Annotated in this window: 18 protein-coding genes and 1 other annotated feature; of the genes, 9 read left to right on the top strand and 9 right to left on the bottom strand. The window is 47.2% G+C overall.

The features are described 5' to 3' along the window. Nucleotides 1–4: 4 nt before the first annotated feature. Genes NE619_RS12810 through NE619_RS12800 form a run of 3 tightly spaced genes read right to left on the bottom strand, consistent with a single transcriptional unit; the run spans nt 5 to nt 1,782 of the window. Nucleotides 5–268: an ACT domain-containing protein gene (locus NE619_RS12810; RefSeq protein WP_256132822.1), complete on the bottom strand. Its 264-nt coding sequence runs from the start codon at nt 266–268 to the stop codon at nt 5–7. A 28-nt stretch (nt 269–296) separates the two neighbouring features. Beyond that, the gene (locus NE619_RS12805; RefSeq protein ID WP_256132821.1) at nt 297–680 is read right to left on the bottom strand and encodes a GtrA family protein; all 384 of its coding nucleotides are present in this window, start codon (nt 678–680) and stop codon (nt 297–299) included. A gap of 7 nt (nt 681–687) precedes the next feature. Then, nucleotides 688–1,782: an elongator complex protein 3 gene (locus tag NE619_RS12800; RefSeq protein ID WP_256132820.1), complete on the bottom strand. Its 1,095-nt coding sequence runs from the start codon at nt 1,780–1,782 to the stop codon at nt 688–690. 1,140 nt (nt 1,783–2,922) lie between these two features. Between NE619_RS12800 and NE619_RS12795 the strand changes: the two genes are divergently transcribed. Beyond that, nucleotides 2,923–4,173, top strand: coding sequence for an immunoglobulin-like domain-containing protein (locus tag NE619_RS12795; protein WP_256132819.1), 1,251 nt, complete (start codon nt 2,923–2,925; stop codon nt 4,171–4,173). Between the two features lie 83 nt (nt 4,174–4,256). On the opposite strand, the gene NE619_RS12790 is transcribed toward NE619_RS12795, so the two are convergent. Beyond that, nucleotides 4,257–4,895, bottom strand: a complete 639-nt coding sequence (locus NE619_RS12790; RefSeq protein ID WP_256132818.1) for a DUF6873 family GME fold protein — start codon at nt 4,893–4,895, stop codon at nt 4,257–4,259. Between the two features lie 2 nt (nt 4,896–4,897). Then, a complete protein-coding gene (locus NE619_RS12785; RefSeq protein WP_256132817.1) occupies nt 4,898–5,740 on the bottom strand; it encodes an Rpn family recombination-promoting nuclease/putative transposase in 843 nt (280 codons plus the stop codon). Between the two features lie 885 nt (nt 5,741–6,625). On the opposite strand from NE619_RS12785, the gene NE619_RS12780 reads away from it, so the two are divergent. From NE619_RS12780 to NE619_RS12765, 4 genes are all read left to right on the top strand, one after another. After that, a complete protein-coding gene (locus NE619_RS12780) occupies nt 6,626–7,330 on the top strand; it encodes a radical SAM protein (protein WP_256132816.1) in 705 nt (234 codons plus the stop codon). A 4-nt stretch (nt 7,331–7,334) separates the two neighbouring features. Next, nucleotides 7,335–8,036 (top strand): queuosine precursor transporter, encoded by a 702-nt coding sequence (locus tag NE619_RS12775; RefSeq protein WP_256132815.1) that lies wholly within the window; start codon nt 7,335–7,337, stop codon nt 8,034–8,036. A 30-nt stretch (nt 8,037–8,066) separates the two neighbouring features. Further along, nucleotides 8,067–9,416: a serine hydrolase gene (locus NE619_RS12770; RefSeq protein WP_256132814.1), complete on the top strand. Its 1,350-nt coding sequence runs from the start codon at nt 8,067–8,069 to the stop codon at nt 9,414–9,416. A gap of 42 nt (nt 9,417–9,458) precedes the next feature. Next, nucleotides 9,459–9,707: a binding site (T-box leader), on the top strand. Between the two features lie 72 nt (nt 9,708–9,779). Next, the gene (locus NE619_RS12765; RefSeq protein WP_256132813.1) at nt 9,780–11,336 is read left to right on the top strand and encodes a sodium:solute symporter family protein; all 1,557 of its coding nucleotides are present in this window, start codon (nt 9,780–9,782) and stop codon (nt 11,334–11,336) included. Between the two features lie 6 nt (nt 11,337–11,342). Here the strand turns inward: NE619_RS12765 and NE619_RS12760 are convergent, their stop codons facing one another. Then, a complete protein-coding gene (locus tag NE619_RS12760) occupies nt 11,343–12,056 on the bottom strand; it encodes a serine/threonine protein kinase (RefSeq protein ID WP_256132812.1) in 714 nt (237 codons plus the stop codon). 6 nt (nt 12,057–12,062) lie between these two features. Beyond that, nucleotides 12,063–12,533, bottom strand: coding sequence for a zinc ribbon domain-containing protein (locus NE619_RS12755; RefSeq protein ID WP_256132811.1), 471 nt, complete (start codon nt 12,531–12,533; stop codon nt 12,063–12,065). A gap of 840 nt (nt 12,534–13,373) precedes the next feature. On the opposite strand from NE619_RS12755, the gene NE619_RS12750 reads away from it, so the two are divergent. The 3 genes from NE619_RS12750 (at nt 13,374) to NE619_RS12740 (ending at nt 16,010) form a co-directional block, all read left to right on the top strand. Then, nucleotides 13,374–14,045, top strand: a complete 672-nt coding sequence (locus NE619_RS12750) for a uracil-DNA glycosylase (RefSeq protein WP_256132913.1) — start codon at nt 13,374–13,376, stop codon at nt 14,043–14,045. Nucleotides 14,046–14,063: 18 nt separating this feature from the next. Then, nucleotides 14,064–14,600 carry a LemA family protein gene (locus tag NE619_RS12745; protein WP_256132810.1) on the top strand — a complete coding sequence of 179 codons (537 nt, stop codon included), beginning with the start codon at nt 14,064–14,066 and terminating at the stop codon, nt 14,598–14,600. Nucleotides 14,601–14,696: 96 nt separating this feature from the next. Further along, on the top strand, nt 14,697–16,010 hold the full coding sequence (locus tag NE619_RS12740; RefSeq protein WP_256132809.1) for a Na+/H+ antiporter NhaC family protein: 1,314 nt from the start codon (nt 14,697–14,699) through the stop codon (nt 16,008–16,010). 519 nt (nt 16,011–16,529) lie between these two features. Here NE619_RS12740 and NE619_RS12735 read toward each other — a convergent pair. Next, the gene (locus NE619_RS12735) at nt 16,530–17,345 is read right to left on the bottom strand and encodes a helix-turn-helix transcriptional regulator (RefSeq protein WP_256132808.1); all 816 of its coding nucleotides are present in this window, start codon (nt 17,343–17,345) and stop codon (nt 16,530–16,532) included. Nucleotides 17,346–17,964: 619 nt separating this feature from the next. Here NE619_RS12735 and NE619_RS12730 point away from each other — a divergent pair. After that, the gene (locus tag NE619_RS12730; RefSeq protein WP_256132807.1) at nt 17,965–20,286 is read left to right on the top strand and encodes a sensor domain-containing diguanylate cyclase; all 2,322 of its coding nucleotides are present in this window, start codon (nt 17,965–17,967) and stop codon (nt 20,284–20,286) included. 54 nt (nt 20,287–20,340) lie between these two features. Here the strand turns inward: NE619_RS12730 and NE619_RS12725 are convergent, their stop codons facing one another. Beyond that, nucleotides 20,341–21,480 carry a class I SAM-dependent methyltransferase gene (locus NE619_RS12725; protein WP_256132806.1) on the bottom strand — a complete coding sequence of 380 codons (1,140 nt, stop codon included), beginning with the start codon at nt 21,478–21,480 and terminating at the stop codon, nt 20,341–20,343. Nucleotides 21,481–21,618: the final 138 nt, after the last annotated feature.

The raw sequence follows: 21,618 nt of genomic DNA, 5'->3' as shown, positions 1-21,618 counted from the left end.
GGCTTTAAATTCTGTGCATGGAATTGAAGATGTCCTCGTGCATAACGTGGATCTGCATGCTTGGGACATTTTCTTCCAGCTTGGCTTTCAGTTCATCCAGATCGCAGTTCATCTTTTGTATGTCGATGAGCATAATCATTGCAAAATAGTCCTGCAGGATGGATTGGGTCACTTCTACCACATTGGCGTTGACATCGGCGCAGGTGCCGCTCACCTTGGCCAGAATTCCCACCATATCTTTTCCGATTACTGTGATTACTGCTTTCATAATTCCTCCTAAATTTCAGTTTATTCGTTCATCGCTCCAGGTATTTCTTTCTGGTAAAGAAATTGTAAAAAGAGACGATGATGCCGGAAACAACTTTTGACAGCATATAATAGAGACCGAGTCCGTCCACAAAAAACCACATCAGAAGCTGGGTCAAAAGAAGGCCGATGGCGCTGAGGACGAGAAACACCGAAAAGGCGATCGGGTTGAGACTTTTGTCCTTGGTGTAATAGACCCATTTGACGCTGAGACTGTAGTTAATTACGGCAACTGCGCAAAAAGAAATCCCCGATGCGATCAGGTAGTGGAAGCCGGCGACTTCTTTTAAAAAGACCATGAGGCCAAAGTCGAGGGCAAAGCAGGTCACTCCTGTCGCTGTAAAGCGCAAAAATTGTTTAATAAGCTCTTTCATAACTTAACTATTCTACCACAAGATGCGGGCAGCCTGCAACAGCAATGGCAATGGAACCGTCCTTTAAATTGCAAGTTTTGTAGTGAACGGTCAGGTCGGGAAACTGCTTCGCAAAAAAAGCTTTGTTGCGGCCTTTGTGGCCAATCATGTTGGAAAACCATTTTTCACTGCTGAAAAAGGTGACTTCTTTGCAGGAAAACGGCTGATAGCAGGGGGCTTCTTTGTATTCTTCATTTTCGACTGCTGTAACGTTTTCCTGCAAAAGCCACTCCATCTTTTCTCGGGCAATGGCTCCTTCGACCAGCTGGCGAAAGGCGGGGTGAAAGGTATGTCCTTCAATTTCCCCGTGCTCTTTGATTAAGTCCGAGCTTTTAAGGCCCACGCGAATGATGTTGATGCCCGCGCCTGTCAGTATTTTGTACATTTCCTTGGTGATTTCCACGGCCTGTTCAGTGGACAGAGGCGTGTAGCGGCCCGATCGGTACAGCTCCATCAGCTCCGTATCCTCGATGACGATCGTCGGATAGAGGCGGGCCAGTGACGGCCCGATTTTCACTGTCTCCCGCGCAGAGTACAGACATTTTTCCATGGAGTCCTCCGGCAGGCCAATCATTAACTGAATGCCCAGTTCAAATTCGTATTCCTGGATCAGCTCGCTGGCTTTGTAGACCACCTCGCTGTTGTGGCCCCGGCCCGAAGCTTTGAGTACATCGTCATCAAAGGATTGAACGCCCAGTTCAATCACATCGGTTTCGTAAGCTTTCAGATTGTCCAAAATTCGCTCGTCAATATAGTCGGGCCTGGTGGAAAGATGAATCTTGTCGACAAGCCCGTTTTTCTTGTAGCTGTGGGCGATTTTTAGATATTGGGACTGCTTTTCCAGAGGGATGCCAGTAAAACTGCCGCCGAAAAAAGCGATTTCAACGGTTTCGATGCCTGGACGGTCCGTCAGCGTGGTCAGCCAGGTTTCAATTGTGTTTTTTATTTCACCTTCGCCCATATCCGGCTGTCTGGCTGTGATTTTCTTCTGGTTGCAGAAGACGCAGTCATTGGGACAGCCCTGGTGGGGGATGAAAATTGGTATGATTGCATGTGTTTTCATAAGTTTATTTTAACATAAATTTGGAGATATGGTATAATAAACGCATCGGATTGGTACGGCGTTGCCGTAAGGTTGGGTTTGTTGGTGGATGGTTGAGGGGGCATATTGTGACTTTATGTCCGGGTGTCCGGCGATTTGTATTGGAAATAACGTAAGTATCAAATAGACTCCGAAAAACATAAAAAAATGATAGTTCGGTCTGGGGTTTCGTTGGGAAATAGGGATAAATATCAAAACGTGCAATTTTATCGAGGCTCAATGATAGTTTCAGGGAAAAACATGGTGAAATTTGGATAAATTTATCAAAATAGTACAATAAAATTCGCTCCATTGATATTTAGCCGTTTCTATTTTCCAAAAGCGCGGTAAAAGTATCAAAATTATGCAGCTGCCGGACGGCTATTGACATTTGGGGAGGGGAAGCAGGATCTGCGACTAATGGGTGAACAGGCCGAATGTTTATTGATATTTGAAGGAGGGGAGGCCCGATATCCCGCCGTCCTGCTGGCCCGCTGCAATTACAACTGCTGCAGTTACGCAAAGCTGTGGGCGCTGGGGTATCTGAAATCGTAAAAAAATGAAGATTTGTGCTACCAGCCGTTTTGTAGTTCGCAGGATTGTTGGAAACTGCGTAGCTTTTTGAAAAATCGGGGTTAGTTTCCGGGATTGCTTTTTCGTGAAAGAAACCTGACCTTTATGAAAAAGAGCCCCAAAGGCAAATTGCTATTTTTATCAACATACAGCGAGAAACCAAGTTCTTGTTGAACTTTTTTCAAGGGTGCAGGGTATGGAAGCACAGAATTTCGCTCAATACGCAGTTTTGAACAGGAGAAGAGCCCACAAACTTTAGAAATATATCAACAACAAAAGAAAAATGAATCCGTTGTTGAACAAATAAGCATATTGCTTAAAAAAGGCTGAGATCTGGTTCGTATAATAAACGCATCGGATTGATACGGCGTTGCCGTAAGGATGCGTTTATTGAAATATGCTCGACGATGCTCGCATATTATAATCTCCGCATCGGATTGGTGCGGCGTTGCTGGTTTAGTGTGCCGGACCCAAATTGCGGGGGGAATGTGATGGCAATTGGGTGGAGCGGCATCGGTTTTAATGATAACGTGTGGAGGAGAAGGAAAGATGAAGACGAGAAGACGGACAAAGGTTGTGGTGATTTGCCTGGCGCTGTTGGTTGTATTGGCAGCGGCAGGAATTTTTGTGTATTATCAGACCCAGTATTTTCTGGTGCTCAACGGAGATAAAGAGGTAGAGCTGAATCTCTGTCAGACCTACGAGGATCAAGGAGCATCGGCAAAGAAGGGCGGTAAGGACGTGAGCGGGCAGATAGAGACCAAAAGCGATCTCAATCTGGAAAAGCCGGGAACCTATACAATTACTTATACGCTGGGCAATCTGGATGTGGAAAGGCATATTACTGTCAAAGACAAAATGAATCCGGTCTTAGAATTGAAAGGTAAAAATCCTCTGGAAGTGAAGCTGGGAGAAGATTTTAAAGACCCGGGCTATTCCGCTGAGGACAGCAAGGGAAATGATTTAACGAAGAAGGTAAAAGTGGACATGCCCGATATAAGAAAATCAGGAAAAACACAGATTACCTATACGGTGGCGGATGGAAATGGAAAAAGCACTACGGTCACGAGACAGGTCAAAGTACAGCCCAATACCCAGTACCAGACGCCGGGGCTTCCCATCTGTATGTATCATTATGTATATGACAGGAACGATCCGCCCGATGATCTCAACCATCGTTTCGGAAACTATATCGAAGCCCATGATTTAGAAGAAGAGCTGAACTGGCTGAAATCGGAAGACTACTATTTCCCCACATGGCAGGAAGTCCGGGATTATACAGACGGAAAACTGCTGCTGCCGGAAAAGAGCATTGTCCTTTGCTTTGATGACGGAGCTAAAAGTTTTCTGAAAGTGGGGATTCCAGTGTTGGAAAAATGTCAGGTACCGGCAACCTGTTTTATGATTACTTCTGAGGATGGAGAAAAAAAGGTAAAGAAATATCAGAGCAAGTATGTGAGCTACCAATCCCATTCGGACAACATGCATCGGCCGGGAGGCAATATCGGCCATGGAGGTATTTTTACAGCAATGCCCAAGGAAGACGCCCTGGAGGATTTGAAAAAATCCATCGAAATATGCGGCAATGGAGAAGCCTTTGCGTATCCTTATGGGGATTATACCCAGCAGTGCCGGGACATTCTGGAGGAAGCAGGCTTTCTCTGCGCAGTGACAACAGAAGGCGGAAAAGCGAAACCGGGAATGGACCCTCTGCTGCTGCCGAGGGTGAGAATGTCCATGGGTCAAAGCCTGCAGCGGTTCCAGAACATGGTGGCACCCCCGGAAACCAGCGGGCAGTAATAGAAGTGCGGATATCGCTACTTTGCAAGTCCTGACAAAGGGATGGAGAAAGCAAATGGTTATAGAGTTTCGTTAGTAAACGGCTATTTTGCCTCAATGATGCTCCCGATATCCTCCAGATCATATTCATCAAAATAACTAAGCTTTAAACCGCGGTCTTCGACAAAGGCCGCGATACTTTTATAATCCGGGTGTTTTCCCAGATTTCCGTTAAATACGATCTCGTTCCCAATTCGGCCCGATGCTCCGCCCAGAAACCCGTAAGGAAACCCCAATAGCTTCACGTGGCCCGGGCTGATTAAGAGGACATCCAGTTTATCCCGGCAGGCTCGGTATATTCCCTGATCTGCGGTAATGATAGACGTTTCATCAACAATTACAATGTTGCACTTCGTATATCCTTGGGAGACGTGGATTTTTTCCATGTTGCCGGCCAGCGCAAGCAGCTCAGAATCCGTATATTTTAAATTATGGATAAAAAATTTACCTGTGCAGGCGGCATTGTAAATGATGTTTGCCGGATAGTCCGGTCCCAGTTTTTCAGGCAAACCAAAAAAGACCGGTTGTCCCGGGCCCATACCGCAGATATAGATATCGGGATGGGAGGAAACCGGATCATAGGTATACTTTGTTTTCGTTATAATGGAAATTTGATTTTCCTTCTTTTGTAAATACGCAATTAATCTTGAATTTGCTGTTTCGGACAGATAGAGACGGCCCATTCTTATAAGGCCTCAATTTCCTCAATGCTCAGCTTCGTGACCTTCGAAATTTCCTCCAGGGGCCGGCCCAGCTTTTTCAATTCGATTGCCATTGCCTTGCTGGCTTTTTTCTGGCCCTCCTGTAATCCTTTTTCCCGGCCTTCTTTCAGCCCTTCCTCTCTGGCCTCCTGCAACTCCAGCAGTCTCTCCTCATACGCGTTCATGTATTTCACTCCAATCTCCTCGCTGGACCGGATTTGTTCGATTTTTTTCTGCATCTTTAGAATCTTTCCGCTGGAAGAGCTCTCCGCCACTTTTTTGGACGTGTCCTCAAAATATCGCAGCAGAGCGATCAGTTCCTCGCTGACGCCCGCAGGGTCGATTCCCCTGGTGTTGAGGAAGATCCTCGTAGCCCCGTCGTCCAGTTCCAGCCCGGGCGCTTCTTTGCAGGTCATGCGGAAAGTGTAACGGTACAGTCCCTTGCCGAACAGGTCAAAGGGCATAATCATAATGATGTACACGTCGTTCATCTTATTGTATTCGATGTCCCCTGACTCCAGCAGCTTGCTGTCGATGAGTCCGTTGTACAGACGAGTCCGTCTGGGCAAGTTGTGGGTGTTTTTCTTCTGTACCTCCGTGTCATAGATGGCTTCGTTTTCATCCATGGCCCACACATCCATGCGGATCTGACGGCTCCAGGCCGCCCGGCGGCCTTCCTTCTCGGTCTGGGGCAGATGCTTCAGCACGATATCTTTTCCCAAGATAATTTCCAGCATATCCTGCAGAATCTCCGGGTCCTCTACGGCTTCGGCAAACAAAAATCGATCCAGTAAATTTAAATCCTTTAGTTCTTTCTTTTTCTCCAATTTCTTTCTCCTTTTAGTATACCAGTTTGCTTGATGAAGGCAAGGAAATTTTCCTGCTCGAACAAAATATTACATTTATTTACATGTAATATTTTACCATATCTGCGGCACCGAATCAACCAATTTATGGAAATTAAATGGCCTCAGTTTTTCATAAATTGGGATTTTTATATGACTTTATGTACAGCCATTTGTATCGGATAGGCTCCGAAAGACAAATTGCAATTTTCATCAACACGCAGCAAAAAACTGAGTTCTTGTTGACCTTTTTTCAAGGATACAGAGCCTACAAGCACAAAAACTCGATCAATATGCCGGTTTGAACAGTTGCACAGCCCGTAAACCTTGGAAATACATCAACAACAAAGTCGAAATAAATCCGTTGTTGAACAAATATCGACATTACTTAAAAAGGCTGCACCCTGCCAGAAAGAAATGTCTGTCCAATTTCCCCTTGTAATGTGCTAAATTATTTTCGGATCTTTCATCCAAAAAAAGAGGTCAAAGCGGATATTTTTTCAACGTTTCTCGCCCTTGCAGGTCAAATTTAAATGGAAATTTCCAAAAAATAAATCCGTAAAACCCGCAAACCCACAGTTTTTGTCCGCTCCAGTTCAATTTCAAAGCAAAAAGCGCCGGCCTCAGGCCCAGGCCGATCAGCCGGCCGGCCATCTCTCAATCAAAATATGTAGAGAAAAATTTGTGCTTGCAACGAACGGACAAAGGGGGTATACTGAATAACCGTAACAGCTTAATAAGACAGTTCGAAACCATCCTGTCTCTAAACAAAACTACGGGAAACGCAGCAGGCGGCGAGAACCTGCTGTCATTTTGGATGGTGCTTTTGAAAGGCACCTTTTTTGTTGCAATTATGGAGGTCATCCGATGAACCGATACAGCGTCATAACAGAGAAAAATCCCAGGGAAATCGTGCTTTTGCGTGGCAGCGGCTGCAAGTGGAGAAAGTGCAGTTTCTGCGATTATCACCTGGATTTTTCATGCGATGAGGAAGAAAATTTTCAACTCAATAAGAAAGAACTGGCAAAGGTGAAGGGAACCTATGGCAATCTGGAAACCATCAACTCAGGCAGCTTCTGCGATCTGGATGAACAGACGGTGGAAGAAATCCTACGGATCTGCGGGCAGCGTCATATTAAGAGGCTTCATATAGAGTGTCACTGGCAGGACCGGCACAGCCTGGCCGAAATCCGGCAGCGGTTCGCAGGAGCCGGAGTTGAGGTGATTGTAAAAATGGGAGTGGAAACTTTTGATGCAGCGTTTCGGGATGATGTTTTGCTGAAAGGAATGGAACATGCGAAGCCGCGGGAAATCGCCCGCTTTGCCGATGAAGTCTGCCTGCTGTTCGGGCTGACGGGGCAGACGGAACGTTCCATGCGCGGAGATATTGAGACCGGCCTTGCCTATTTCAGGCGGGTGTGCGTCAACTTGATGACGGAAAATTCCACACCCATAAAGCCGGACCGCCAAGTGATGACCGTATTTGAAAAACAGATTTATCCGCAGTACCGGGATAACGAGCGCGTCGATATTTTGCTGGAAAATACAGATTTTGGAGTTGGAGGAGAATAAAAACATGAATAACGAAATCTTACTTATCCTATCGCTGATCGTGATTTACGGGGGAGTACTGCTTATGTATCGGATTTTCGGCAGGACGGGCCTTTACTGCAGCACCGTGATCGCCACCATTACAGCCAACATAGAAGTTCTCCTAATGGTGGACGCTTTCGGCATGGAGCAGACCCTGGGCAATATCCTGTTTGCTTCCACTTTTTTAATAACCGATATCCTCAGCGAGAACGAAGGCAAGAAAGCAGCGCAAAAGGCAGTCAATATCGGGATTGCCACGTCCATAGCCTTTATCCTCATATCCCAATCCTGGCTGCTATATACGCCGGCGTCCAGCGACTGGGCTAGAGAAAGCTTTCAGACCATTTTCAGCAACACCCCAAGACTGATGATTGTCAGCTTCCTGGTATATGCGATTTGCCAGCGTTTTGATGTTTGGGCCTATCATAAGTGGTGGGCGTTTACCCAAAAACGCTGCGGCGACGCAAAGCGTTTCCTTTGGCTGAGAAACAATGGATCCACGTTGGTTTCCCAGATTCTCAATACAGCGCTGTACACCTTCGGGGCCTTCTGGGGCATGTACGATATGGCCACACTGATCAGCATCTGCGTTTCCAGCTATGTGATCTTCATCGTTACAAGTCTGGCGGATACTCCTGTAATTTACCTTGCGAGAAAGATAAAAATGACATATAATGATAAATAAAGGAAATTCAGGAAATAAAATGGAGGCGGCATGAAACGGAGTATTATTGCGGCAGTATTAACGTTAACTATGGTATTTACCTTATTGCCAGGGCAGGTATTGGCAGAATCACAGAGCCCGGCAGCGTCAGAGCCGATTTCTGCGTCAGTGGAACCATCCGCGAAACCGGAAACTGATGCGCAAACGCAAAGCGACAAACCTTTGGCTGAGGAAAGGACAAACAATCCGGCAGGTTCGGGAAAGCAGGTCCAGCCGAAAGGACAGACGGTGCAGGAGCCCGGTGAGCAGACAGAGCCAACCCAGGAGACAGGGGAAGTACCTCTGCAGCCTATGGAAACAACGGTTTCAGACTTGATACAGGAGAAATCCGTAAGCGTTAAAAGCAAAATGAAGGATACAATTTCCGTGACACCTGCCTATGGCCGCAGCGTGCAGCTGCAGCGATATAATCCTTCTGAAAAACAGTGGGAGACGAAAGCGGTTTTTCAGACAGGCACGCAAAAAACCGAACGCGTAACGATAGAGTATCCCGATTCTTTATGGAATAAATCAAAATACACCATCTGGCGGATTCATCTGCCCAAAACAGCGGAAGGAAGCGCTTATACCAGCGGTCAGATTCGAATTATCACAAAGAACCGTTCATCGGTAAAGCTGTCCTGTAAAAGCGCGGTTGTCATCAACGCCAAAAGCGGTGTAGTGCTTTACAGCAAGAATATGAACAGCAGGCGGCCCCAGGCCAGCATGACTAAAATTATGACCGCGATCCTAGCCATTCAGAAAAATTCGCTGAAAAGAAAAGTGAAGATTTCCAAGAAAGCGGCAAAGACGCCTTATTCGGATCTCAAAAAAGGCGACAAATTGTACGTCCGCCAGCTTTTGTACATGGCAATGCTGGAATCGGATAACGGTGCGGCCACCGCTCTGGCCCAAGTGACCGGAGGCTCGGTCGCCGGGTTTACAAAGATGATGAATCAGAAGGCCGCGGCCCTGGGCTGCACCAATACCAGATTTGTTAATGCCCACGGCCTGGACAAGAAAAATCATTATTCTTCCGCCTACGACGTTGCTCTGGTTGCCAGATATGCCATGCAAAACAAGACCTTCCGCAAATTTGTCGGGAAGAAAAAATATACCTTTAAGACTCTGAAAAAGAAAAAACGCTACAAGCTGAAAAACACGAACCAGCTGCTGGGAAAAGTAAAGGGATTGAGCGGTGTAAAAACCGGCACCACGGACAACGCGGGCTGCTGCTTTGCCGGGTATTACAAGTATAAGGGCAAGGGTTATATCACTGTGGTGATGGGGGACAAAAAGGACGCCCAGCGCTGGAAGGATACGAAGAATCTGGTCAAGTACATTAAAAAATATGGATGGTAAACTTTTTCTTGACTTAAAATAAATTTTGTGTAATAATAATTCACAAATGCGAAGACCAGAAATTAGTAAGTCTGTCAAAGACCAACAGAGAGCTGCCGGCAGGTGAGAGGCGCAGGAAACCGTCAGACCGAATACATTCTGTGAGCAGTCCGCTGAACAGGGAGTTTGCCTAAGTAGGTTGGAACGGGTTCACCCGTCATAGTGAGCGAGTTTAGTAAGAACTCAGTGAGGCTGCGGTCGTGAGGCTGCGGTGAACAGAGGTGGTAACGCGGTAAACAATCTGCCCTCTGAACATAGTTCAGAGGGCGTTTTTAATTTTTGAAATGCTCTCTGCAAAAATATACAGAAAGGATTAAAAAAACTATGTTAATCAAAATCTTACTATTGTGTGTGTTCTTTGCGATCATGATCTGCATCGGTATTTACTGCAGAAAGCATGCTACGGATGTGAACGGATTCGTTCTCGGAGGGCGTTCTGTCGGCCCGTGGCTGACGGCGTTCGCTTACGGTACTTCCTATTTTTCCGCCGTTATTTTTATCGGCTACGCCGGACAGTTCGGATGGAAGTACGGAATCGCTTCCACCTGGATCGGCATCGGAAATGCCCTGATCGGCTCCCTTTTGGCGTGGGTCATCTTAGGCCGCCGTACCCGTATCATGACGCAGCATCTGGATTCTGCGACCATGCCGGAATTCTTTGGCGCCCGCTTTGACAGCAAAGCGCTGAAGGTCGGAGCATCTGTAATTATCTTTATATTTTTGATCCCTTATACAGCTTCTCTGTATAACGGACTTTCCCGCCTTTTCGGTATGGCCTTTAATATCGACTATACGCTCTGCATCATAATCATGGCAGTGCTCACCGGCATCTATGTCATTGCCGGCGGCTATATGGCAACGGCCATCAATGACTTTATCCAGGGCATTATCATGCTCTTCGGCATTGTGGCTGTTATTGCGGCTGTGCTCATGAGCAAGGGCGGTTTTATGGAAGCTTTAAACGGTCTGGCCAGCGTGGAGGACCCGGCTGTTTCCACAACCCCGGGAGCTTTTAATTCCTTTTTCGGTCCGGATCCTCTGAATCTGATGGGCGTTGTAATCCTCACTTCTCTGGGAACCTGGGGACTGCCGCAGATGGTGCAGAAATTCTATGCCATTGAAAGTGAAAAATCCATACATAAAGGAACCATCATTTCGACAGTATTTGCCTTGATTGTGGCGGGAGGCTGTTACTTCCTGGGCGGTTTCGGCAGGCTGTTTTCCGATCAGATCAACATTGAGGCTGACGGGTTTGACGCCATTATACCGACCATGCTCTCCAATCTGCCGGATGCGCTGGTGGGGCTGGTGGTGCTGCTGGTGCTTTCAGCGTCCATGTCCACCTTGTCGTCGCTGGTTATGGCGTCCAGTTCGACCCTGACCATTGATTTTCTCAAGGACAACTTTATCAAGAATATGAGCGAAAAGACTCAGGTGCTGGTGATCCGAATTCTCATCGTCGTGTTCATCGCCATCTCCGTAGTTATCGCAGTCATCCAGTACAGAAGCGCCGTCACCTTTATCGCTCAGCTGATGGGTGTTTCCTGGGGTGCTCTGGCAGGCGCGTTCCTGGCTCCGCTGCTCTACGGGCTCTACTGGAAAGGCACTACGAAGATTGCCTGCTGGTGCAGCTACATCTGGGGTGCGGGTCTGATGATCCTCAACCTGCTGTTTAGAGACTCCTTCCCGATGATTCTTCAGTCGCCGATCAATGCCGGCGCCTTTGCCATGCTGGCTGGGCTGATTATTGTTCCGGTAGTCAGCTGGCTGACGCCGAAGCCGGACCGACAGATGGTGGAAAACTGCTTCGCTTGGTACGAAGAGCAGGTAACTGTTCCGGCTAAATTTGCCCTTGCGGGTGAAGAAAAGAAAGAGGAGTAATCTTCTTTAACACATAAAAACGAAGAAATGCTCCCGCACTTGTTCGATGGTGGCATAGGGAGTTTCCAGCCCCAGAAGGCGTTTGAGAAACTCCATTTGTCCGTCGGAAAGAGGCAGTTCGTCATACCAGGGGCGATGCCGTCTGAACTTGTTGGTAGGGCTGTTAGAGTAGAGAAGGTACAGTAAGAAGTCCCCCAGATAGGAAAAATCTGAGTCCAGGCGATAGCGGTCCTGGTCTGCGAAACGGGCCAGACCGAAATCCACAAGGGAAATTTTCCCTTGGTGGTAAAGCACGTTGGAAATGCGGATGTCCCGGTGGACGATTCCATTTTGGTGCAGATAAGCGATCAAGTCAATTAGCTGAAAACCGATGTTGCTTGTTTCCTCCGGTGTGAATCGATGGTGCTCCCGAAACAGGAGCTGTTCAATGGTGACTCCGGGCATATATTCCAGAACAAAAAAATAGTCCTTTCCTTCATTGATGACACCCAAAAGATCGGGAATGGAGGGATGTTTCAGCATAGAAAGAATCACAGGCTCAAAATGATTGCGGCCTGTGTTCTTTTTTTTCATTCGGTTGTGAAACCGTTTGAGTACGACCTGAGAGCCGTCCGGCGCCTGGGCGGCAAAACAATTCCCGTATCGTCCCTGGCCCAGACTTCGGCAGATGGCATAGCCCTGATAGCAGCGGCCCAGGTAGCGCCTGGGAAATAAGAGCATGGTTTTCTAGGCCCTCGGTGCTCCGCAGCCGGGGCAAAACTTGGCGTTGGCAGGAAGACTCTGACCGCAGCTTGCGCAGACAGCGCCGGTATTCATTTTGGCACCGCATTCCAGACAGAATTTGGAGCCTGCAGGTACGCTGGCCCCGCAGTTTGAGCAGAAGGAATTTCCCTGAGAAATATTCTGCGGCACATTAGGCTGAACGTTTTGCGGTGAAAGAGGCGGCTGCCCGGGCTGGTTCGGTTGTCCATGCATCCCATTTACTCCGGGCTGTCCCTGCGGCGGATAGCCTTGATTCTGCGGATAACCCTGATTCTGCTGATAGCCAGGCGGGTAATATCCTCTGCGCCCGCTGCTGCTGAAAGAGCCCATCAGGCCGCCCAGTTTACCAAACAAGCCTTTCTTTTGATAATGCCCGCTTCCGTGATGGGGGTTTTGATACGGTCTTCTGCCGCTGGATAATGAAAAAAAGCTCATGCTTGATCCTCCTTGTTTTGTAAGAGAACTATAAAATTATAGATAGAAGAATTCTATCAGAGGAACATTAAATAAAGATTAAAGCCGGAAAAAAATGATGACAATGATTGGCCAACTCGATATCAAACTTTGCTCGACGTTCTCTGTTTTGCTGCAATACAGCGACCAGTGCTGTAAGAGTTGACCTCTACATAAAAACTGTCGAAATGGCAAATTGCCATTTTTATCAACACGCAGCGAAAAAACTAAGTATTTGTTGACCTTTTTTCAAGGATACCAGGGCCTGCAAGTACAAAAACTCGATTGATATGCGGTTTTGAACGGGATCAGAGACCGCAGGCCTTGGAAACACCTCAACAACAAAGGCGAAATGCATCCATTGTTGAACAAATATGCATATTGCTTAAAAAAGCTGCAACATGGATTGCAGGTTATACGGCGCTGACCGGTTTGTACGGCAGCGCCTCATCCAACCGGTAAGGATTCCCGATTTTTTCGAAAAAGTTACGCATTTTTCAATGATCCTGCGGCCTTTCAAACGGCCAGTAGCACAAATTGTCATTTTTTACGGTTTGGGGTACCCGCAAACCCACAACTTTTCGTAACTTTGCATCAATTTTTCGAAAAAGTTACCGCGGCTCTCAGAAACGACCAGGCAATTTGAGCCGGCAAAGTTACCGCAGCCAGCAGGACTACCGAGGCTGTCCGGGTCCCTTCAGGCCAGTGCTGCAAGAATCCTCCCGATACTAATATGGCGGGAAAAATATTGTGAAACCAATAATTTCACACCCAGGAACTTCCCCATTGTCAGAACTCCGCAAGTCCGCTATAATAGAACCTATGGTGAACATAGGAAACGACTGGGACCAGGTCCTGGATGGAGAGTTTGAAAAAGAATATTATCAGAAGCTGCGACAGTTTCTGATAACGGAATACAAGACCAAAGTCATTTACCCGAGCATGTACGACATTTTCAACGCATTGAAATTTACGCCCTATAAGGAGGTAAAAGCAGTAATTTTAGGGCAGGATCCGTACCATCAGCCGGGACAGGCCCATGGCCTTTGTTTTTCTGTACAGAAAGGCGTGCCTGCGCCGCCGTCGCTGGTCAACGTTTTTCAGGAGCTGAAGGATGATCTGGGAATTGATCCTCCGTCTCACGGCTGCCTGGAAAGCTGGGCTAAAAACGGCGTGCTTCTGCTCAATACCGTGCTGACAGTGCGGAGAAGCACTCCCAACTCCCATAGAGGAAAAGGGTGGGAAATTTTTACCGACCGCATAATCAGGCTGCTTAACGACAGAGAAGACCCTATGGTATTTATTCTCTGGGGCGGCAACGCCAGAGCCAAACAAAGCCTGATAACCAATAACAGGCATTTGATCCTTACCGGAGCGCACCCCAGCCCGCTGGGCGCCCACAAAGGGTTTTGGGGAGGGCGGTATTTTTCCAAGACCAACGCCTTTTTAAAACAATTTGGAAAAGAACCGATAAATTGGCAGCTTCCGGAGTAAGACAAGGAGAAGAGAGAAATGAACTTCAATTTAATCATAGCGATTGCGTTGCTGGCAGCAGTGGTGCTGATCTGGCTCGTCCTGTCTTATAAAGGATTTCTGAAACTGAAATACAGCGTGGAAGAGGCCTTCGAAACAACAGAAGTCTATCTGAAAAGAAGACATGAGCTGATAAAAAAAGTGACAAAGGCAGCGAAAACCTGCGAAAACTGCGATCTGCAGCTGACGGAAGCAATATCCCAGATGAAAAACGCGGCGCAGAAAGCAGATTCCATTGAGGAAAAAGTCTCATGTGAGAATGAAATTTCCGGCCTTCTGGGTGAATGGATGGAGCAGGCCGGAGCATCCGGCAAAGCGTCCAAAGCTTTGGATGATACCTGCAGACAGCTGATCGCGGCGGAGGATGATATTGAACATTTTGCCCGTTTCTACAACACACTGGTAAAAATGCTCAATACAAGAGTGGCGAGTTTCCCCAGTAACTTGATCGCAAAGCTGTTTCATTTTACGGCAAAACCCATGCTGGATGCAGTGATCGGTTCCAAGCGATCCTGATTTGAAAACAGAAAATCGGACAGTGCCGAAGATGGCAGAAGCCGGTTTTCCGGTGTCAAATAGATATATTTACTTATTGAGAGAGAGGAAAACAACATGAAAAAACGTGGCTGGGCGTTATTGCCCTTTATAGTATTCATCGTACTATTTGCCGGGGTAGGGATTATCAGCGGAGACTTCTACGGAATGCCTGCGCTGGTGGCATTTGTAGCGGCTCTGTTCGTGGGCATGATGCAGAACAGGGATTTGACCTTTGACGAAAAACTTCACATCATTTCCAAAGGGGCGGGCGATGTGAATATCATCACCATGGTGCTGATCTTTATCGTAGCGGGGGCTTTTTCGGGAGTTGTAACGGCCGCCGGCGGTGTGGAGAGCACAGTTAATTTCGGACTTTCAATCCTGCCTGCCAAATTCATGGTAGTGGGACTCTTTATAATCGGCTGTTTTATTTCTATTTCCATGGGTACTTCCATGGGTACCATCACAGCTCTGGCTCCCATCGCCCTGGGAGTTTCACAGCAGACGGCGTTTCCGCTGCCGGTATGCATCGGTGCGGTTGTCTGCGGAGCGATGTTCGGTGATAACCTTTCCATGATATCCGATACCACCATCGCTGCTGTAAGGACGCAGGGCTGTGAAATGAAGGACAAATTCAAGCAAAACTTCTTTATTGTGCTTCCGGCTGCTGTGGTTACACTGATTATTTTCTTTGTAAGAACAATGGACATGACTTATATTGCCAAGGATGTCTATGAGTATAACTTTATTCAGGTTATTCCGTATCTGGTGGTTCTCATCGGAGCGCTGATCGGCTTCAATGTGTTCCTGGTGCTGATATCCGGAATCGTTCTCTCCATGATCGTCGGCGTTGCTTTTGGAAAGTTTACGCTGCTGGAAAGTTTTACGGCCATTGGAGACGGCATGGCGGGACTCTTTGAGATTTCGGTTATTTCCATCATTGTGGCCTGTATCGTTTCTCTGATTAAGAACAACGGAGGTATCGATCTGATTATCGATACGATTAAGAAGCGAACCAAGGGCAAGCGGGGAGCGGAGTTTGGAATCGCTGTTCTGGTGCTGCTGGTGGATATCTGTACTGCCAACAATACGGTAGCCATTGTTATGGCCGGTCCCATTGCCAAGGAAATCGGCGATGAGTTTGAAGTGGCTCCAAAGAGAGTAGCGTCGATTTTGGATATCTTCGCTTCTGTGGGGCAGGGCTTGATCCCATACGGTGCGCAGCTGCTGACAGCGGCGGCCCTGGTCGGCCTGACGCCTTTGAATATTATACCGAATCTGTACTATCCGATCTTGATGGCGATCAGTGCGATTCTCTTCATGATCTTCCGGCCGCAGAAGCTGACTTCAAAGCAGGTTGCGGAACTGGAAGCGAAAAAAGCAGAATAAAGAATAAAAGATACAATACAAAAGGGCCGGATGCCGAGGGGGACATCCGGCCCTTTTTTCGGTGCGCCCGGCGGCATAGGGGAAACGGACAGCGGGGCCAGGCGAAGGAAAGGTTCGCCTGGCAGGGGAAAGAGTCGCCAGGATGACGATGCCTTTTATACAATATCGCGGTAAAGCAAATCCGGCGCTTTTTGTATTAAATGAGGAAAAAAGCGGACGTTTTTTCAACGATTTGAGACTGTGCGGGGTTTCGGGAAACAAGATTGAAGCGGATTTATACTGCGAAACCCTTCAAACCCATTGAATTCGTCCGCTGTGGCTGCCGTAAAAAGCAAAAAGCGCCGAGAACGCCGAGAGCGATATGTAACGTATAAGCCGAGCCAGGCGTATGACGCGCAGACGGGCGATGTATGGGTGAATGGGATATAGGCAAATGAGGTATAAACAAGTAAGGTGTATGGAGTGGGCCCCGGAGCAACATCCCTTCCGGTCAATATCCCATGCTAATTTTCTAATCTTTTATTCAAATAGCGTGAGTGCGGTCATGCTGACATAGGATTTTCCATCAATGGTATATTCTACAGTTATAACACAGTTATACCACTCCTCATCTTCCTGGCTGAATTTTATGCTGCCTGGTTTAAATTTCAACGTTAAAATCCCATTATCCATAGAAAACGGAAGCTCTTTTTCTGTGGTTTCTATTGTAGAGTAATTAAACAGCTTCGCTGATACTCTCGATATCTTATCCGGTTTCAGGTTATAATACGTAAGATCTTGAAAAATCAAGGTTACCGGAGTATTATCTTTAACGAATATGGCCGGTATATCTCCCTCGATACGCCCGCTGACCGTATCCTCCTGCTTTTGCTGCTTTCGCTGTGACATATTGTAATAGTCTTCGGCATCAAAGGTTCGTGTCAGCGCAAAGGAGGGGGTCGCGCCGGGCAAAGCAACCCACATTTTCACATCGGTTGCAGTCTTTACCCGATTTGCGTCCTTTGTCGCCTCAAAGGAATGCGCGAACCCCCATATACATAAGGCTGACATTACAAATGACACTAAGAGGAGAATCAGAATAATCTTTTTTCTTCCGCTTGCTTTCCTGCCTGCCGCATCGACTTTCTGAATGTAAAGCGTGTCTTCCTTCAGCAAAATATCTAAGGGAACTTCGAATGTATCGCTCATTTTTGTCAGTACCGCAAGGTCCGGATAATTTTTATTGTTTTCCCAATTGGAAACGGTCTGCCTTGTCACATGAAAAATATCCGCAAACTGCTGTTGATTCATGTTGTGTTCATTTCGTATGTCTCTTATCTTACTTCCTATATTCATAAGCAAGCCTCCTCTGCCTGAAGGTTAGCATGATTTGCAGTAAAAATAAAGCAAGAATCGTTTTACATACAGGTCCAATCTCAATTTTGGCATTATCGCCAGACGGGGGGAGAGTCGCCAGGATGACGATGCCTTTTATACAATATCGCAGCAAAGCGAATCCGGCACTTTTTGTACCAAAAGAGGCAAAAAGCGGACGTTTTCTCAACGGTTCGAGACTATGCGGGGCGCAAGGAGGCAAAATCGGAGCGAATTTATGCTGCGAAACCCTTCAAACCCATTGGATTCGTCCTCTTTGGCTGCTATAAAAAGCAAAAAGCGCCAAAAGGGGTGTAACGTGTAAGCCAAGCCAGGCGTATGACGCGCAGACGGGCGCAATTATGCTGGTGCAGGATCTGCCGTCAATCATCTGCACCGCGAACAGAAGGTTTTTACATATATGGCGTATTGTTTTGCCTGCTGCTTTGGCCTATAATGAATATACTGCGTAATACAAACAAGGCCGGACATCTTTCGTGTATGTTCGGCCTTTCGGTGAAGCTGATTCAACGGATATTGTAATCAGGACTGTATGGTGCAGCCCGCGACTGAATAAGATGTCGCCACAAGGTGCAATAAAATGATAAGGAATAAAAACATAATTATAACAATTCTCATGATCGCTGTTTTAGGGATCGTTTTATTTTGTACATCACAAAAAATTTATGATCTGGAAAAGCGTGCCTGCTTTGAAACGCTGGAAGAGCATACGGAGCAGCTGTCCCGGGAAATTGGAAACGACTATTTGAGCGATACGAAATATCTGAAGTACATTGCCGGTATTTTAGCCAGTTATGACAGGCTTGACTCCAGGGAAGCCGTCCAAATACTGTCTTCTTTTTCCGGGCAGGGTATGCTTTCCCGTATGGAAATTTTGCTGCCGGGCGACCAGCTGCTCACAAGCGACGGAAGGCTGGTATCTGTGGAAGGGAAACTTTCCTTTAAAGAGAAAGCAGCACAGGGACAGCATATGTCTGAGCGAATTTCGGATATGCTCGCGCCGGAGCAGATGATTCTCTGCAATTTCGTGCCAGTAAAAAGGGGTACGGAAGTCATAGCCGTACTCTGCGGTATCTGCGACCTGGATGAATTGCCAAAGGTTTATTCGGACAGCGCTTTTGGGGAAAACACGCAGCTTTATCTCGTGAACGGCACTACGGGAAACCTTCTGATGGATACCTGGCATAAGGATTTGAGACATGTCAGTGATTTTAAAAAACGCCGGACCAAAAAGGGCTATAGCATGGATACGATGTTTTCCGATATGGAAAAGGGCAAAAGCGGGCGTGTTGTCTTTTTTTCGGAAAAAGCCCATACATATTTCTATTCCCATTATGAACCGGTCGGGGTGGCAAACTGGGTCGTCATGCTCTCTGTTCCGGAGAAAGTAGTCTTTGCAAAAACCGATCAAATAATGAAGATCACTTATTTCCTCGCTATTTTTCTCATGATTGGAATCACGTTGTATTTCATCTGGCTTCTGCGTGAACTGAAAAAGGAAAAATGCGCAAAGGAGAGCCAGCTCACCCGGGTGCAGTACATGTTTGATGTGGAGAAGATCCTGTTTGACGCTCACATGAAACCGGGACAGATTGAAAAAGCGCTGGAGCGGTTCGCCCGGGCGCTGACCGCTGAGCGGGTTTGTCTGCTTACCATACAGGGACATACTATCCTGCAGAATTATTTTTACGATAGGCAGAAAGGGACTGATGCAAAAATTTCTCCGAGCAGGAGAATCCCCGAACCCTTTTCCGGCATGTTTGCGGATCTGGCGCAGAACAAAAGTATTTTACTTTACGATATGGATGAGCTGGGACAGACGTACCCGGAGAGTCAGAAGATTGTCAGGCGTGTTGGAATCCGGAACCTGATGATGTTTCCGCTGATTGATCATGAGAACGGGATGACTGGTATTCTGGGAGCATGCAACATGGAACATCGCTGGAAAGACACCAGTCAGATGGAATGCGTGTCCCTCAGTTTTGCCATGGCTATTCGCAATATGCAGGTTTATCAGGGCATTCGGGAAATGGGACTGATGGACAGCCTGACCGGACTGCAGAATCGCAACAGTTATCATGCGGCTGTCGCTGAAATATCAAAGAACAAATATCAGAGCGTGGGCTGCGTTTATGTGGATGCCAACGGCCTGCATGAAATCAACAACCATCTGGGCCATGAGGCCGGGGATCAAATGCTTTGCTTTGTGGCGCGGACCCTGGAGGATACCTTCGGCGCGGACAACGCCTACCGAATCGGAGGAGACGAATTTGTCGTTCTGTGCAGGAATGTGGGTGAAGCGGATATGCAGAAAGGAATCGATGGGATCAGTAAGGCGATGAGCGATCACCAGTACGCGTCATCGGTTGGCTGCTTCTGGCAGGAACAGCCGATAGAGATCGACACGGTCATAAAAGCTGCCGAAAAAAATATGCAGAAGGCTAAGAAACAGTATTACCAGGGAGAGGGCAGGGACCGCCGCAGCAGAGAAATGAATGTGCAGCTGGAGCAGATGATTACGGAAAAACAGGACGCAGACGTCTTTCTTTCCATTATTGCCCCGGAATTTAAAGGTGTGTATTTTGTCAATCTCAGTACAGATACGGTGCGACATATTTTTATCCCGGACTACTTTGAAGCGATGATGAAGAAAAGTGGGGGAAAATTCAGCGAGGCAATACGGCTGTATGCCCGTGAATTGGTAAAACCGGAGTTCAGCAGTCTTTTCCAACCGGTTTGTGACTACAGAGAGTTGGAATCCCAGCTGTACGGCAGAGATGTCCCAGGATTTGTGTATCAGAAAAAAGACGGCTCCTGGATGAAGCTGAGGATCTTTAAATTTAAAAAGTACGCAGGCCAAAATAAAGAAACCCTCTGGGTCTTTGAAAACACCTCCTCCTGAATTACCGGGACATCAGGCAATTCAGGAGGATTAACGTGTAAAACAGGCGGTCGTCTATAAAGCGTCGATAGCCGGACGCACTCCATAAAATTCTTTGAGACGTTCGTATTCTTCCGCGGCCCGCTCATTGGCCTCTCTGGTTTTTATTGCTTTAATCATAATATTCTTGGAGGTATGCTCCAGGCTCGTAAATTCGATCATGGCCACATCATAGCCGCAGGACTCCAGCTTGAGCCCCCTGAGCCCGTCAGTGAGAAGCTCCGTAAAGCGGTCTTTGATAATGCCGTGTTTAAACATGGGCTGGTGCAGATCGTTTTTTATCTGGCTGAACAGCTCGTGCTGACAGCAGGGTACGGAAAGGATTACCTGGGTATTCCATTTTACCGCGTTAATGAGCGCGTAATCCGTAGCCGTGTCGCAGGCGTGAAGGGTCACTACCATATCCGCGCAGTCATTGGTATAATCCGCAATATCGCCCATAAGGAACTTCAGTCCGCCGTAATGAAGATCAGCCGCTATCTGATTGCAGAAGTCAATGACATCCTCTTTCAGATCCAGACCGATGATTTCCACATCCAGTCCTTTGACAATCTTCAAATAATGATAGAGCGCAAAGGTCAGATACGCTTTTCCACAGCCGAAATCAATGATCCGCAGAGGCCTGCCGGGGTCTTTGGGAAGATGGGAAAAGACATCCTGCAGGATCTCTAAAAAACGATTGATCTGACGGAACTTGGCATAGTGTTTCTGAAAGACCTTTCCCTTTTCATCCATGACACCCAGGCGTATGAGAAAGTCACAGGGCTTCCGGTCAGGAATGATATAGTTTTTAGACTGATCGTGGGAGAGAGTTTCCTGTTTTAAGGTACCCGGTTTGCGGATGATTTTGGGGCGGTCCGGCTTAGAGACCAGGATCTGTACATCCTCCTCTTCCGTAAAAAGATTGATCTGTTTAAAGTCCCGCAGAACAAAGTCAATACAGGTCTCTATGATCTGTTCGCCTTCTATGTTTTCATGAATGGCTTTCTTTTCGTAGGCGTATTCCGCCTGCCAGGCGGGCTTTCCCCGCAGCAGCACAGGCCGAATTGTCACACGGCGATAGGGGAGCGATTTCTTTCGCGGGCTGCTGAATATGATTTTGACCGGCGTTCGCTGAAACAGGCATGCCGATAATGTTTCTTTCAATTGATTCATAATGTGCCTTTCTGATTCATCAAATATTCTTTACAAGTGTAACATATCCCCGGCAAAAATCCCAGAGGGATATTTTAAGGCTGGTGAACCCTGATGAGCCTGCAGCTTCGCCTAAACAGGGGACATTTATGCAAAGAT

Source organism: Anaerovorax odorimutans (genome assembly GCF_024459955.1).
Taxonomy (GTDB): Bacteria; Bacillota; Clostridia; order Peptostreptococcales; family Anaerovoracaceae; genus Hominibacterium; species Hominibacterium odorimutans_A.
This window is presented reverse-complemented; position numbering and strand designations above follow the sequence as displayed.

Bases quoted from the DNA above. Each gene is read 5' to 3' on its own strand.
- NE619_RS12790 (WP_256132818.1), bottom strand. From the start codon at position 4,895: ATGGGCCGTCTCTATCTGTCCGAAACAGCAAATTCAAGATTAATTGCG.
- NE619_RS12755 (WP_256132811.1), bottom strand. From the start codon at position 12,533: ATGAGCTTTTTTTCATTATCCAGCGGCAGAAGACCGTATCAAAACCCC.
- NE619_RS12725 (WP_256132806.1), bottom strand. From the start codon at position 21,480: ATGAATCAATTGAAAGAAACATTATCGGCATGCCTGTTTCAGCGAACG.
- NE619_RS12795 (WP_256132819.1), top strand. From the start codon at position 2,923: ATGAAGACGAGAAGACGGACAAAGGTTGTGGTGATTTGCCTGGCGCTG.
- NE619_RS12810 (WP_256132822.1), bottom strand. From the start codon at position 268: ATGAAAGCAGTAATCACAGTAATCGGAAAAGATATGGTGGGAATTCTG.
- NE619_RS12745 (WP_256132810.1), top strand. From the start codon at position 14,064: ATGAACTTCAATTTAATCATAGCGATTGCGTTGCTGGCAGCAGTGGTG.
- NE619_RS12800 (WP_256132820.1), bottom strand. From the start codon at position 1,782: ATGAAAACACATGCAATCATACCAATTTTCATCCCCCACCAGGGCTGT.
- NE619_RS12740 (WP_256132809.1), top strand. From the start codon at position 14,697: ATGAAAAAACGTGGCTGGGCGTTATTGCCCTTTATAGTATTCATCGTA.
- NE619_RS12775 (WP_256132815.1), top strand. From the start codon at position 7,335: ATGAATAACGAAATCTTACTTATCCTATCGCTGATCGTGATTTACGGG.
- NE619_RS12760 (WP_256132812.1), bottom strand. From the start codon at position 12,056: ATGCTCTTATTTCCCAGGCGCTACCTGGGCCGCTGCTATCAGGGCTAT.
- NE619_RS12765 (WP_256132813.1), top strand. From the start codon at position 9,780: ATGTTAATCAAAATCTTACTATTGTGTGTGTTCTTTGCGATCATGATC.
- NE619_RS12735 (WP_256132808.1), bottom strand. From the start codon at position 17,345: ATGAATATAGGAAGTAAGATAAGAGACATACGAAATGAACACAACATG.
- NE619_RS12750 (WP_256132913.1), top strand. From the start codon at position 13,374: ATGGTGAACATAGGAAACGACTGGGACCAGGTCCTGGATGGAGAGTTT.
- NE619_RS12780 (WP_256132816.1), top strand. From the start codon at position 6,626: ATGAACCGATACAGCGTCATAACAGAGAAAAATCCCAGGGAAATCGTG.
- NE619_RS12730 (WP_256132807.1), top strand. From the start codon at position 17,965: ATGATAAGGAATAAAAACATAATTATAACAATTCTCATGATCGCTGTT.
- NE619_RS12805 (WP_256132821.1), bottom strand. From the start codon at position 680: ATGAAAGAGCTTATTAAACAATTTTTGCGCTTTACAGCGACAGGAGTG.
- NE619_RS12770 (WP_256132814.1), top strand. From the start codon at position 8,067: ATGAAACGGAGTATTATTGCGGCAGTATTAACGTTAACTATGGTATTT.